This window comes from Streptomyces sp. TG1A-60 (genome assembly GCF_037201975.1).
Taxonomy (GTDB): Bacteria; Actinomycetota; Actinomycetes; order Streptomycetales; family Streptomycetaceae; genus Streptomyces.
The window spans coordinates 5326213-5339779 of record NZ_CP147520.1 but is presented as its reverse complement, the minus strand read 5'-3'; the positions used below and the strand labels follow the sequence as shown (position 1 = coordinate 5339779).

At 72.3% G+C, this 13567-nt stretch carries 10 protein-coding genes and 1 pseudogene; 5 read left to right on the top strand and 6 right to left on the bottom strand.

All coding sequences use genetic code 11. The features are described from left to right. Positions 1 to 15: 15 nt before the first annotated feature. Together WBG99_RS23205 and speB are read right to left on the bottom strand one after the other, a co-directional pair. A pseudogene (locus WBG99_RS23205) lies at positions 16 to 1736 on the bottom strand (thiamine pyrophosphate-binding protein). Beyond that, a complete protein-coding gene (gene speB, locus WBG99_RS23200; protein WP_338898154.1) occupies positions 1733 to 2734 on the bottom strand; it encodes an agmatinase in 1002 nt (333 codons plus the stop codon). The pseudogene WBG99_RS23205 and the gene speB overlap by 4 nt, the downstream one beginning before the upstream one ends. A 186-nt stretch (positions 2735 to 2920) precedes the next feature. Between speB and WBG99_RS23195 the strand changes: the two genes are divergently transcribed. Then, the gene (locus WBG99_RS23195; protein WP_338898153.1) at positions 2921 to 3718 is read left to right on the top strand and encodes a phosphatase; all 798 of its coding nucleotides are present in this window, start codon (positions 2921 to 2923) and stop codon (positions 3716 to 3718) included. A gap of 166 nt (positions 3719 to 3884) precedes the next feature. Here WBG99_RS23195 and WBG99_RS23190 read toward each other — a convergent pair whose 3' ends face one another. The 3 genes from WBG99_RS23190 to WBG99_RS23180 all read right to left on the bottom strand — a co-directional run bounded on the left by WBG99_RS23190 (position 3885) and on the right by WBG99_RS23180 (position 6760). Beyond that, the gene (locus WBG99_RS23190) at positions 3885 to 4763 is read right to left on the bottom strand and encodes an acyl-CoA thioesterase II (RefSeq protein ID WP_338898152.1); all 879 of its coding nucleotides are present in this window, start codon (positions 4761 to 4763) and stop codon (positions 3885 to 3887) included. A 34-nt stretch (positions 4764 to 4797) separates the two neighbouring features. Then, the gene (locus WBG99_RS23185) at positions 4798 to 5955 is read right to left on the bottom strand and encodes an acyl-CoA dehydrogenase family protein (RefSeq protein WP_338898151.1); all 1158 of its coding nucleotides are present in this window, start codon (positions 5953 to 5955) and stop codon (positions 4798 to 4800) included. Between the two features lie 172 nt (positions 5956 to 6127). After that, positions 6128 to 6760: a TetR/AcrR family transcriptional regulator gene (locus WBG99_RS23180; protein ID WP_338898150.1), complete on the bottom strand. Its 633-nt coding sequence runs from the start codon at positions 6758 to 6760 to the stop codon at positions 6128 to 6130. 95 nt (positions 6761 to 6855) lie between these two features. Between WBG99_RS23180 and WBG99_RS23175 the strand changes: the two genes are divergently transcribed. The 4 genes from WBG99_RS23175 to WBG99_RS23160 are packed head-to-tail and all read left to right on the top strand — an operon-like array spanning position 6856 to position 12564. Beyond that, entirely contained in the window at positions 6856 to 8472 is a 1617-nt protein-coding gene (locus WBG99_RS23175) for a carboxyl transferase domain-containing protein (RefSeq protein ID WP_338898149.1), read from the top strand. Between the two features lie 19 nt (positions 8473 to 8491). Beyond that, positions 8492 to 10435 carry a biotin carboxylase N-terminal domain-containing protein gene (locus WBG99_RS23170; protein ID WP_338900449.1) on the top strand — a complete coding sequence of 648 codons (1944 nt, stop codon included), beginning with the start codon at positions 8492 to 8494 and terminating at the stop codon, positions 10433 to 10435. Beyond that, entirely contained in the window at positions 10432 to 11397 is a 966-nt protein-coding gene (locus WBG99_RS23165) for a hydroxymethylglutaryl-CoA lyase (RefSeq protein ID WP_338898148.1), read from the top strand. Before WBG99_RS23170 ends, WBG99_RS23165 begins: the two co-directional genes overlap by 4 nt. 6 nt (positions 11398 to 11403) lie before the next feature. Continuing rightward, positions 11404 to 12564, top strand: a complete 1161-nt coding sequence (locus WBG99_RS23160; RefSeq protein ID WP_338898147.1) for an acyl-CoA dehydrogenase family protein — start codon at positions 11404 to 11406, stop codon at positions 12562 to 12564. 186 nt (positions 12565 to 12750) lie between these two features. On the opposite strand, the gene WBG99_RS23155 is transcribed toward WBG99_RS23160, so the two are convergent. After that, positions 12751 to 13563, bottom strand: a complete 813-nt coding sequence (locus WBG99_RS23155) for a hypothetical protein (protein WP_338898146.1) — start codon at positions 13561 to 13563, stop codon at positions 12751 to 12753. Between the last annotated feature and the right edge of the window lie 4 nt (positions 13564 to 13567).

Genomic DNA, 13567 nt, shown 5'->3' with positions numbered 1-13567 from the left:
CCGGTGCGCCGGGTTCTACAGGTCCGCCGGGTTCTCCGTGCGCGCCGGGTTCTCCGTGTGCGTCGGCGCGAACATCCGCGGCACCACCGGCAGGACGACCACCGAGGGGCCGGGCGCGGCAAGGCACTTGGCGAGGTCCTCCGCGAGGGTCTCGGGGGTCGTGCGCAGGCCGGGGACGCCGAAGGACTCGGCGAGGGCCACGTAGTCCGGGCGGGTCAGCTCCGTGCCGGTCGTCCCGCCGAACGCGTCGGTCATGTACGCGCGCAGGATGCCGTAGCCGCCGTCGTCGACGACGAGCCAGGTGACGTTCAGGTCGTACTGCCGGGCGGTTGCCAGTTCCGCGATCGAGTACAGCGCGCCGCCGTCGCCCGAGACGGCCAGCACCGGCTGCGTCGGGTCGGCCGCCGCCGCGCCGAGGGCCGCCGGGAATGCGTAGCCGAGGCCGCCGGAGCCCTGGGCGGAGTGCATGGTGTTCGCGCCCCGCGGATCGAATGCCGACCAGGCCCAGTACGCCAGGATCGTCATGTCCCAGAAGGAGGGGGCGCGGGGTGGCAGGGCCCGTCGAATGGACGCCAACAGGTCCTGTTCCAGGGTGAGTTGCTGGGCGTCGATGCGTTCACGGACGCGGTCGAGCACCGCGCGGACCCGCCCCGGCGCCGACTCGTCCTCCCGTGGCTCCTCGATCGTCTCCAGCAGCGCCTGCAACGCCGGCCGCGCGTCCGCGTGGATGCCCAGCGCCGGGTGGTTGGACTCCAGCTTCCCGAGGTCCGCCTCGATCTGGATCACTCGGCCCCGGGGCTTGAACGTGTGGTAGTTGGAGGAGAGTTCACCGAGCCCTGAGCCCACCACCAGCAGGACGTCCGCGTCCTCCAGGAAGTCCGTCGTGTGCCGGTCCTCCAGCCAGGACTGGAGCGACAGCGGGTGCGTCCAGGGGAACGCGCCCTTCCCCCGAAGGTCGTCACGACCGGCGCCGACAGCCGTTCCGCCAGTCGGCGCAGCTTGCCGGAGGCGTCCGCCCGTACGACCCCGCCGCCCGCGATGATCGCCGGACGGGCCGCCCGGGACAGCAGGCCGGCGGCCACGGCGGTCAGTTCGGGACGCGGCACCAGCTCCTCCGGCGTCGCGTCCACCCCCGTCACCACCGGCAGAGGCGTCTTCGCCAGCAGCACGTCCTGCGGGATCTCCACCCACACCGGGCCGTGCGGAGCCGTGAGCGCCGACTGCCACGCGGCGGCGATCGCGGAGGGGATCTGAGATTGCGCGCGGACGGTGTGGACGGACTTGACGACGCCCCTGAAGGAGGCCGCCTGGTCGGGGAGTTCGTGGAGGTAACCGTGACGGCCGCCGCCCAGGCCCGCCGTCGGGACCTGACTGCTGATCGCCAGCACCGGCGCCGAGGCCGCCGCCGCCTCCTGCAGCGCCGCCAGTGACGTCAGCGCGCCCGGTCCCGTCGACAGCAGCAGCGGGGCCGCCTCGCCGGTGACGCGGCCGTACGCGTCCGCCGCGAAGCCCGCGTTGTTCTCGACCCGCAGGCCGATATACCGCAGGTCCGAGCGGCGCAGCGCGTCGAACAGACCGAGGGCGTGCTGGCCGGGGAGCCCGAACACCGTCGTCGCGCCGAGTCCGGCCAGCGTCTCCACGACCAGGTCTCCGCCGTTGCGGCCCGGGGGAGGGTTCAGCGCGGCCTCCCTCTGGGCGGCCGTCGGGCGGAGTACCAGGTCGTGGTCGTGGGTCACTGCGCTGCCTTCTCCCGCTTCTCCCGCGCGATCTGGCGGGACATGATCGTGGTGAGTTCGTACGCCGTGTGCGAGGCGGCCACCGCGGTGATCTCGGCGTGATCGTACGCGGGCGCCACCTCGACGACGTCGGCGGAGACCAGGTTGCAGGAGGCCAGGCCCCGCAGGATCTCCAGCAGCTCGCGGGAGGTCATGCCGCCGGCCTCCGGCGTCCCCGTGCCCGGCGCGTGGGCCGGGTCGAGGCAGTCGATGTCGATGGAGACGTACAGCGGGCGGTCGCCGATGCGCTGGCGCAGCTGGTCCGCCACCTCGTCCGCGCCCCGGCGGTAGATGTCGGCGGACGTGACGATCCCGAAGCCCATCTTCTCGTCGTCGGTGAGGTCCTGCCTGCCGTACAGCGGACCGCGCGTGCCCACGTGGGACAGCGCCTCCGTGTCCAGGATCCCCTCCTCCACCGCCCGCCGGAACGGGGTGCCGTGGGTGTACTCGGCGCCGAAGTACGTGTCCCAGGTGTCGAGATGGGCGTCGAAGTGCAGCAGCGCGACCGGGCCGTGCTTCCTGGCCACCGAGCGCAGCAGGGGCAGCGCGATGGTGTGGTCGCCGCCGAGGGTCATCAGCCGGGCACCCGTCCCCAGCAGCTCGTCCGCCGCCGCCTCCACCGCCTCCACCGCCTCGTTGATGTCGAAGGGGTTGGCGGAGATGTCGCCGGCGTCCGCGACCTGGGCGAGCGCGAAGGGGGAGGCGTCCTGCGCCGGGTTGTAGGGACGCAGCAGCCGGGACGCCTCACGGATCGCGTTGCCGCCGAAACGTGCGCCCGGCCGGTACGAGACGCCCGAGTCGAACGGCACGCCCACGACGGCGACGTCCGCGCGGCCCACCTCGTCGAGGCGGGGCAGCCGGGCGTACGTCGCGGGCCCGGCGTACCGCGGGACGCGGGAGGAGTCGACCGGACCTCGGGGCGAGTCGACCGGGCCGCGGGGCGTCTCGTTGCTGCTCATGGGAACTGCCTACTTCCTGCATACGCTTCGTCGCGCACGCATAGATATGCTCCGATATGTACTACTGGATGTGATCCTACTGGCGAGTCGGGACCGGCTCGGACTCGGAACGCCGCACGGAGTGACGCAGGTCGCAGCGGTCCCGACGCCCGCGACTCCCGCAGTCGTCTGCCTCACAATGGACGTATGCCGATACCCGGGACCCCCAGCCGCGCCGAGCTCGTCGAACACCTCGTACGGACGCGTATCGCGGGCGATGTCGCCACGCCGCGCGAGAACAACCTCTCCCACTACCGCGAACTGGCCAACGGCAACCGCCACTACTGGCTGGGCCTGGAGCTCGGGGACCGCTGGAGCGACGAGCAGGACGTGCTGGCCGTGATGGCGGAGCGCGTCGGCGTGAACGACGACCCGGGGTACCGCTACGGCCAGGACACCATCGACCCGGACCTGACGATCGACGCGCTGGAGCGTATGGCGGCCCGGCTGCGCAAGGCCGCCGAGGGCGGTCAGCGGGTCCTGTTCGCCACCGGCCACCCCGGCGGCCTGCTCCAGGTGCACCACGAGACGGCTCGGGCGCTGCGCGCGGCCGGCTGCGAGATCGTCGTCATCCCGGACGGCCTCCAGACGGAGGAGGGGTACGTCATGCAGTTCGCCGACATCGCCGTCCTCGAACACGGCGCCACCCTCTGGCACACCCACTCCCCCGAGCCGATGCGCGCCGTCCTCCGGGGACTTCAGGGCGCCGGCCGGCCGCTGCCCGACCTGGTCGTCGCCGACCACGGCTGGGCGGGCTGCGCCGGCCAGCTCGGCGTCGACTCCGTCGGCTACGCGGACTCCAACGACCCGGCCCTCTTCCTCGGCGAGTCCGAGGGCACCCTCCAGGTCGCGGTCCCCCTGGACGACCACGTGGTCAGCCCGCGCTTCTACGACCCGATGACCGCGTACCTGCTGGAACAGGCGGGGCTCAAGGACAGCCGGTAGGGCTCCGTCGAGTGCGGACCCGCCGAGTGGCGCCGGGCTTCGGCGGCGCCCGGCCCCCGGTCACGACCTGCGGAGACCGCCGTGGCCGGGACGTCGTCCATTCCACCGCGTCGTCGAATCGCCGCAGGTCGGCACCACCTAACGGAGCACTACCAGGGCCGCGGGGTCAGGGGGTCTTCGGCCTCGGTGCGCGGACGACGCCCTCCTGGATCACGGAGATCGCGAGCCGGCCGTCCTGCGTGTAGATCCGGCCCTGGCCGAGGCCCCGGCCGGCCGCCGCGGACGGCGACTCCTGGTCGTACAGGAGCCATTCGTCGGCGCGGAAGGGCCGGTGGAACCACATGGCGTGGTCCAGGGAGGCCCCGACGACATCGCCGACCGCCCAGCCGCCGCGTCCGTGCGCGAGCAGGACGGAGTCGAGGAGCGTCATGTCGGAGACGTAGGTGGCGAGGACGACGTGCAGAAGGGGGTCGTCGTCGAGCTTGCCGTTGGCGCGGAACCAGACCTGGGAGCGCGGTTCGCGAGGCTCGCCGTAGCGGCCGTAGGGCGGGTCGTCGACGTAGCGCAGGTCGACGGCGGCCCGGGCCTCCAGCATCTTCTCCACCACGGCCGGGTCGAGGCCGTACGCCGGGAGCCGCTGCTCGGCGGTGGGGAGGGTCTCCGGGGCGGGCGCGGCGGGCATCGGGGCCTGGTGGTCGAGGCCGTCCTCGTACCGCTGGAAGGACGCGGAGAGGGCGAAGATCGGCTGGCCGTGCTGGACGGCGACGACGCGGCGCGCGGTGAAGGAGCGGCCGTCGTTCATGCGCTCCACGGTGTACACGATGGGGGCGCCGGGATCGCCGATGCGCAGGAAGTACGCGTGGAGGGAGTGGGGCAGCCGGTCCTCGGGGACCGTCCGCCCGGCGGCGACGAGCGCCTGGGCCGCGACCTGCCCGCCGAAGACCCTCGGGACGATGGCGGGCCGGGACCGGCCGCGGAAGATGTTCTCCTCGATCTGCTCCAGGTCGAGCAGATCGAGGAGATCCTCAAGTGGTGCCTGGCTCATGAGGTCGGGTGTACCGGACGGTGATTTCCCGGGCCTACAGACCCATGTCCTTGGCGATGATCGACTTCATGATCTCGCTGGTGCCGCCGTAGATGCGGTTGACGCGGTTGTCCGCGTACAGGCGGGCGATCGGGTACTCGTTCATGAAGCCGTAGCCGCCGTGCAGTTGGAGGCAGCGGTCGATGACGCGGTGGGCGACCTCGGTGCAGAACAGCTTGGCGCTGGCGGCCTCGGCCGGCGTCAGCTCACCGGCGTCGAGGGCTTCGAGCGCGCGGTCGGCGACGGCCTCGGCCGCGTCCACCTCGGCCTGGCAGGCGGCCAGCTCGAACTTGGTGTTCTGGAAGGACGCGACGGACTTGCCGAAGACGGTGCGGTCCTGGACGTACTGCTTGGCGAACCGGACGGCCGCCTTGGCCTGGGCGTACGCGCCGAAGGCGATGCCCCAGCGCTCGGAGGCGAGGTTGTGGCCGAGGTAGTAGAAGCCCTTGTTCTCCTCGCCGAGCAGGTCCTCGACCGGGACCTTGACGTCGACGAAGGCCAGCTCGGCGGTGTCGGAGGTGCGCAGGCCCAGCTTGTCGAGCTTGCGCCCGATCGAGTAGCCCTCGGCCCTGGTGTCCACGGCGAAGAGGGAGATGCCGTGACGGCGGTCCTCGGCGGTGGGCGCGTCGGTGCGGGCGCACACGATCACGCGGTCGGCGTGGACGCCACCGGTGATGAAGGTCTTGGAGCCGTTGAGGACGTAGTGCGTGCCGTCCTCGCTGAGCTTGGCGGTGGTCTTCATGCCCGCGAGGTCGGACCCGGTGCCCGGCTCGGTCATGGCCAGCGCCCACATCTCCTCACCGGAGACGAACTTGGGCAGGAACCGCTTCTTCTGCTCGTCCGTGGCCAGCATCTTGATGTACGGCAGACCGAGCAGCACGTGCACACCGGAGCCGCCGAAGTGGACGCCCGCGCGGGCCGTCTCCTCGTACATCACGGCCTCGAACTTGTACGAGTCGATGCCGGCGCCGCCGAACTCCTCCGGCACGTTGATACCGAAGAGGCCCAGCTCGGCGATCTTGTAGTAGAAGTCGCGCGGCGCCTGGCCGGCGGCGAACCACTCGTCGTACACGGGCACGACCTCGGCCTCGATGAAGGCACGCAGGGTCTCCCGGAACGCCTCGTGATCCTCGTTGAACACCGTACGGCGCACCGCCGGCCCCTCTCTGCGCCTAAGCCGGCGCCGCTCTCGCGGATGTGGTCGCTCGCCGTCCGGGGTCCTCAATCGCTGGTTGCGGTTTCACCCGACACGGCTAAGCGCTTGCTCAGACAACCGTACCGGCGGGTAGGCGAGCCCGTCCAGACCAATCCCTCCGTAACGCTCGTCACTCCCCCGTGGCCGCCGCTTGGAACGCCCCCCGGGCCATCCGGTGCAGCAGCCCCGCCGTGGCCGCCCGTCCGGGCAACGGCCCCGGCCGCCCCAGGTGCGGCGTCGAGTTCAGCAGCCCGAACACCGAGTGCACGGCCGACCGGGCCGCGGGCTCCGCCAGCCCCGGGTACACCGCGCGAAGCGCCCCCACCCACAGCTCCACGTACTGCCGCTGCAACTGCCGCACGAGCTTGCGATCACTGTCCCGGAGGCGGTCCAGCTCGCGATCGTGCAAGGTGATCAGTGGCCGGTCGTCGAGCGCGAAGTCGATGTGCCCCTCGATGAGCGAGTCGAGGACCGCCTCGGCGTCCCGCCCGGCAGGCCCCCCGTCGGCACCCCGCCCGGAGGCGTCCGCCTCCACCACCCTCCGCTTCGCCCCCGTGAGCAACTGTCCGCTGATCCCCACCAGCAGCTCCGCGAGCATCGCGTCCTTGCCGGCGAAATGCCGGTAGAGCCCCGGCCCGCTGATGCCGACGGCGGCGCCTATCTCGTCGACGCCGACGCCGTGGAAGCCGCGCTCGGCGAAGAGGCGGGCGGCTTCCTTCAGGATCTGCTCCCGGCGGGTGGGCGCATCGGTTCTGGTGGCCATGGAGCCGATTCTAGACAGGGAGGTTAGCGGTCGTTAACCTGGTGGAAACGCGTTAACGCTCATTAACAGTGACCACTGGGTGAGGGGACCGCACGATGGACCAGGCACCGGAGCTGACGACCGCGGCAGATCCCGCGGCCGAGGCGTATCGGGCCAACGAGGCCGCGCACCGCGCGCTGGGCGAGGAGCTGCGCGCCAAGCTGGCCGCGGCCCGGCTCGGCGGCGGCGAGAAGGCGCGCGCCCGGCACACCGCACGCGGCAAGCTGCTGCCGCGCGACAGGGTGGACGCCCTCCTCGACCCCGGCTCCCCCTTCCTGGAGCTGGCGCCTCTCGCCGCCGACGGCATGTACGAGGGACAGGCGCCGGCGGCGGGCGTGATCGCCGGGATCGGCCGGGTCGGCGGCCGGGAGTGCGTCGTCGTCGCCAACGACGCCACCGTCAAGGGCGGCACGTACTACCCGATGACGGTGAAGAAGCATCTGCGGGCCCAGGAGGTGGCCCTGGAGAACCGCCTTCCGTGCCTCTACCTCGTCGACTCCGGCGGCGCCTTCCTGCCCCTGCAGGACGAGGTCTTCCCCGACCGCGAGCACTTCGGCCGCATCTTCTACAACCAGGCGCGGATGTCGGGCGCCGGCATCCCCCAGATCGCGGCCGTCCTCGGCTCGTGCACGGCCGGCGGGGCGTACGTCCCGGCCATGAGCGACGAGGCCGTCATCGTCCGGGGCCAGGGGACGATCTTCCTCGGCGGCCCCCCGCTGGTGAAGGCCGCCACCGGCGAGGTCGTCACCGCCGAGGAACTGGGCGGCGGCGAGGTCCACTCCCGGATCTCCGGCGTCACCGACCACCTCGCCGAGAGCGACGCCCACGCCCTGCGCATCGTGCGGAACATCGTCTCCACCCTCCCCGCCCGGGGCCCGCTCCCCTGGTCGGTCGAGCCGGCCGTCGAGCCCAAGGTGGACCCGTACACGCTCTACGGCGCCGTGCCGGTCGACTCCCGCACGCCGTACGACGTACGGGAGGTGATCGCGCGCGTGGTCGACGGTTCGCGCTTCGCCGAGTTCAAGGCGGAGTTCGGGCAGACCCTGGTCACCGGCTTCGCCCGGATCCACGGCCACCCGGTCGGCATCGTCGCCAACAACGGCATCCTGTTCTCCGAGTCCGCCCAGAAGGGCGCCCACTTCATCGAGCTGTGCGACCAGCGCGGCATCCCCCTGGTCTTCCTGCAGAACATCTCCGGCTTCATGGTCGGCCGGGACTACGAGGCCGGTGGCATCGCCAAGCACGGCGCCAAGATGGTGACGGCCGTGGCCTGCACCCGGGTCCCCAAGCTGACGGTCGTGATCGGCGGCTCGTACGGCGCGGGCAACTACTCGATGTGCGGCCGGGCGTACTCACCGCGCTTCCTGTGGATGTGGCCCAACGCCAAGATCTCCGTGATGGGCGGCGAACAGGCCGCGTCCGTCCTCGCGACCGTGAAGCGGGACCAGTTGGAGGCGCGCGGCGCGGACTGGCCGACGGAGGAGGAAGAGGCCTTCAAGGACCCGATCCGCGCCCGGTACGAGCACCAGGGCAACGCCTACTACGCCACCGCCCGCCTCTGGGACGACGGCGTGATCGACCCGCTGGAGACCCGGCAGGTCCTCGGCCTCGCCCTGACCGCCTGTGCCAACGCGCCCCTGGGTGACCCCCGGTTCGGCGTCTTCCGAATGTGAGGGGGCTTCGAGAATGACGATGTTCGACACAGTGCTGGTGGCCAACCGCGGCGAGATCGCCGTCCGCGTCATCCGCACCCTGCGCGCCCTCGGTGTCCGCTCCGTCGCCGTGTTCTCCGACGCGGACGCCGACGCCCGGCACGTACGCGAGGCCGACACGGCCGTACGGATCGGCCCGGCGCCCGCGGCCGAGAGCTATCTGTCGGTGGAGCGGCTGCTGGAGGCCGCGGCCCGGACGGACGCGCAGGCGGTGCACCCGGGGTACGGCTTCCTCGCCGAGAACGCCGGGTTCGCGCGGGCGTGCGCCGACGCCGGGCTGGTCTTCATCGGCCCGCCCGCCGAGGCGATCTCCCTCATGGGCGACAAGATCCGCGCCAAGGAGACGGTACGGGCGGCCGGCGTGCCGGTGGTGCCCGGTTCGAGCGGCAGCGGTCTGACCGACGCCGAACTCGCCGGCGCCGCCGGGGAGATCGGCATGCCGGTGCTGCTGAAGCCCAGCGCGGGCGGCGGCGGCAAGGGCATGCGGCTGGTGCGGGACGCGGACGGGCTGGCCGACGAGATCGCCGCCGCCCGACGCGAGGCCCGCGCCTCCTTCGGCGACGACACCCTCCTCGTCGAGCGGTGGATCGACCGCCCCCGGCACATCGAGATCCAGGTCCTGGCCGACGGCCACGGGAACGCCGTCCACCTCGGCGAGCGCGAGTGCTCCCTCCAGCGCCGCCACCAGAAGATCATCGAGGAGGCGCCCAGCGTCCTGCTCGACGAGGCCACCCGGGCGGCGATGGGCGCGGCGGCCGTGCAGGCGGCCCGCTCCTGCGGCTACTCCGGCGCGGGCACGGTCGAGTTCATCGTCCCCGGCGGCGACCCCTCCTCCTACTACTTCATGGAGATGAACACCCGCCTCCAGGTCGAGCACCCGGTGACCGAGCTGGTCACGGGTGTCGACCTGGTGGAGTGGCAGCTCCGGGTCGCGGCGGGCGAGCCGCTGGCGTTCGGCCAGGAGGACGTGCGGCTGACGGGCCACGCCGTCGAGGCCCGGATCTGCGCCGAGGACCCTTCGCGCGGCTTCCTCCCCTCCGGCGGCACGATCCTGCGCATGCGCGAGCCGGACGGCGACGGCGTACGGACCGACTCCGGGCTGAGCGAGGGCACCGAGATCGGTTCGCTGTACGACCCGATGCTCGCCAAGGTCATCGCCTACGGCCCCGACCGGCCCACCGCGCTGCGCCGCCTGCGCGCGGCCCTCGCCGGGACGGTCACGCTGGGCGTGCAGACGAACGCCGGTTTCCTGCGCCGGCTGCTGGGCCATCCGGCGGTGGTGGCGGGCGAGTTGGACACCGGGCTGGTGGAGCGGGAGGCCGACGGGCTGGTCCCGGCCGAGGTCCCGGAGGCGGTGTACGAGGCGGCGGCGGCCGTACGACTGGACGGGCTGAAGCCTCGCGGGGACGGCTGGACCGACCCCTTCTCCGTACCGAACGGCTGGCGCCTGGGCGGTGAACCGGCCCCCCTGGCCGTCGATCTGCGCGTGGCGGGACTCGAACCCGTCACCCACCGCCCCCGAGGCTCCCACACCGTCACCGACGACCAGGTCTCCGTGACCCTGGACGGCGTCCGCCACACCTTCCACCGGGCCGCCGACTGGATCGGCCGCGACGGCGACACCTGGCACGTGCGCGACCACGACCCCGTCGCCGCCGCCCTCACCGGCGGCGCCCACGCGGGCGCCGACTCGCTGACCGCGCCGATGCCCGGCACGGTCACCGTGGTGAAGGTGGCCGTGGGCGACGAGGTGGCGGCGGGTCAGAGCCTGTTGGTGGTGGAGGCGATGAAGATGGAGCACGTCGTCTCCGCGCCGCACGCCGGGACGGTCACCGAGCTGGACGTCACGCCCGGTACGGCCGTCGCCATGGACCAGGTGCTGGCCGTCGTCGCACCCCACGAGGACGAGGAGGCGGCCGGATGACCGTCCGGGGACTCCCCATGACCGTGGCCGCACCGGCCGCCGACGGCCTGCCCGCCCGCGTCCGTATCCACGAGGTCGGCGCCCGGGACGGCCTGCAGAACGAGAAGGCCACCGTCCAGACGCGGGTGAAGGCGGAGTTCGTCCACCGCCTGGCCGACGCGGGCCTGACGACGATCGAGGCCACCAGCTTCGTGCACCCCAGGTGGGTGCCCCAACTGGCGGACGCCGAGGCCCTGTTCCCCCTTCTCGGCGACCTCCCGGAGACGGTGTCCCTGCCGGTCCTCGTCCCCAACGAGCGCGGCCTCGACCGTGCCCTCGCGCTGGGCGCCCGGCGGGTCGCCGTCTTCGCCAGCGCCACGGAGTCCTTCGCCAGGGCCAACCTCAACCGGACGGTCGACGAGGCGCTGGCCATGTTCGACCCCGTGGTGACCCGCGCGAAGGCCGAGGGCGGCCACGTCCGCGGCTATCTCTCGATGTGCTTCGGCGACCCCTGGGAGGGCCCGGTCCCGGTCCCCCAGGTCGTACGGGTCTGCCGGGCGCTGCTCGACATGGGCTGCGACGAGCTGAGCCTCGGCGACACGATCGGTGTGGCGACCCCCGGTCATGTCCAGGCACTGCTCACCGCCCTGAACGGCGCGGACGTACCGACCCCGTCCATCGGCGTCCACTTCCACGACACCTACGGCCAGGCCCTCGCCAACACCCTCGCCGCGCTGCGGCACGGCGTCACGACGGTCGACGCGTCGGCCGGCGGCCTCGGCGGCTGCCCCTACGCGAAGAGCGCCACCGGAAACCTCGCCACCGAAGACCTCGTGTGGATGCTGCGGGGCCTCGGCATCGACACGGGCGTCGACCTCGGCCGCCTCGTCGCCACGAGCGCGTGGATGGCCGGACACCTGGGCCGACCCAGCCCGTCCCGCACCGTACGAGCCCTGTCCCACGAGGACCCCAAGGAGCAGTGACGTTTCATGGACCACCGCCTCTCCCCCGAGCTGGAAGAACTCCGCTGTACGGTCGAGGAGTTCGCACACGAGGTCGTCGCACCCAAGATCGGCGACCACTACGAGCGGCACGAGTTCCCGTACGAGATCGTGCGTGAGATGGGCCGCATGGGGCTGTTCGGGCTGCCGTTCCCCGAGGAGTACGGCGGCATGGGCGGCGACTACCTCGCCCTCGGCATCGCGCTGGAGGAACTCGCCCGGGTGGACTCGTCCGTGGCGATCACCCTCGAAGCCGGTGTCTCCCTGGGAGCGATGCCGATCCACCTCTACGGCACCCCGGCGCAGAAGGAGCAGTGGCTGCCACGCCTCTGCTCCGGCGAGATACTGGGCGCGTTCGGCCTGACCGAACCGGACGGCGGCTCGGACGCGGGTGCGACCCGGACGACAGCCCGCCTGGACGAGTCGACGAACGAGTGGGTGATCAACGGCAGCAAGTGCTTCATCACCAACTCCGGCACGGACATCACGGAACTGGTCACGGTCACGGCGGTGACCGGCCGCAAGCCGGACGGCCGCCCGCTCATCTCCTCGATCATCGTCCCGTCCGGCACGCCGGGCTTCACGGTGGCGGCGCCCTACTCGAAGGTCGGCTGGAACGCCTCCGACACCCGGGAGCTGTCCTTCACCGACGTACGGGTCCCGGCGGAGAACCTCCTCGGCGAACCCGGCCGCGGCTACGCCCAGTTCCTGCGCATCCTCGACGAGGGCCGCATCGCCATCTCCGCCCTCGCCACGGGCCTCGCCCAGGGCTGCGTCGACGAGTCGGTGAAGTACGCGAAGGAACGGCACGCCTTCGGCAGGCCGATCGGTGCCAACCAGGCCATCCAGTTCAAGATCGCCGACATGGAGATGAAGGCCCACACGGCCCGCCTCGCCTGGCGCGACGCGGCCTCCCGCCTGGTCCTGGGCGACCCCTTCAAGAAGGAGGCGGCCCTCGCCAAGCTCTACTCCTCCACCGTCGCCGTCGACAACGCCCGCGACGCCACCCAGATCCACGGCGGCTACGGCTTCATGAACGAGTACCCGGTCGCCCGCATGTGGCGCGACTCCAAGATCCTGGAGATCGGCGAGGGCACGAGCGAGGTCCAGCGGATGCTGATCGCCCGAGAACTGGGCCTGACGGACTGACGCCTCGTCCGTCAGCGGAGCGACTCGACCGCCGACCGCTCGCACGCTCCGTGGGAACGCCGTTCTCGACACCCTCAGCACCTGTGTCTTCGAGGGCGGGCGACCAGAACCCGCCGGTGACCACAGCCCGCCCTCCACACGCCCACAGCTCGACGTTCCCAAGGCGTCAAGGTACTGCCGGGACCGTCAGGTGAGCCTGGCCAGCTGGGCGTTGACGACTTCGACGGGAACGCCGTCCCCGTTCCGGCCCGAGGCCTTGCGCCCGCCCTCGCCGACGCTGCTGACGTGGGCGACCGTGCTGCCCCTGCGCAGTACGACGACGGCCGCACTCGCCCTCTCCACGTCTCCCTCATCTCCGTCCTCGTCCCGCTCCAGGGTGGCGCCGAGCCCCAGGGCCTGGTCCGCCCCCTCGGGGACGACCCGGCGGGTCACGTCGGTGACCCGCCACTCCGCGCCGCTCACGGTGGCGGTGAACCCCGAGGCGCAGTCGTCCGCCGACTCGCTCAGCGACTCCAGCACGGCCTCCGCGGACCCCGCGAACGCCGCGGACGCCGCGGACCGGTTCGCCGGGTCGCCCTGGTTCGCCTGGTCGCCCCGGGTGGCCGTCTCGTCGTGGGTGGCCAGTACCACCGTCGTCGTCACGCCTCCGCCGACCACGTGCCGGACCTCCGTGGCCGACGGCTTCCCGGCCACCGTGCCCGCCAGCGCGTACGCCACCGGCGCACACGCCGCGTCGGTCACCCGCACGTCCTCCGGCCCGACCACGTCACCCGCGGCCGGCGCCTTCACCGCGTACCCGTCCACATCGCCCGGGGCCAGCGATGCTCCGGCCAGTCCCTCGGCGGGCACCACGCCCGCACTCGCCTCGGGAGCCTTCTTCAGGCCCGGTTCCGGAGCCCCGCTCCCGCCCTCCGTGTCGCAACCGGCGGTCGACAGTGCGAGACACAGCACGAGGCCTGTCCCGAGCCGCTGCCGCCGGCGGTTGTCGGTCCTGCTCATCGGA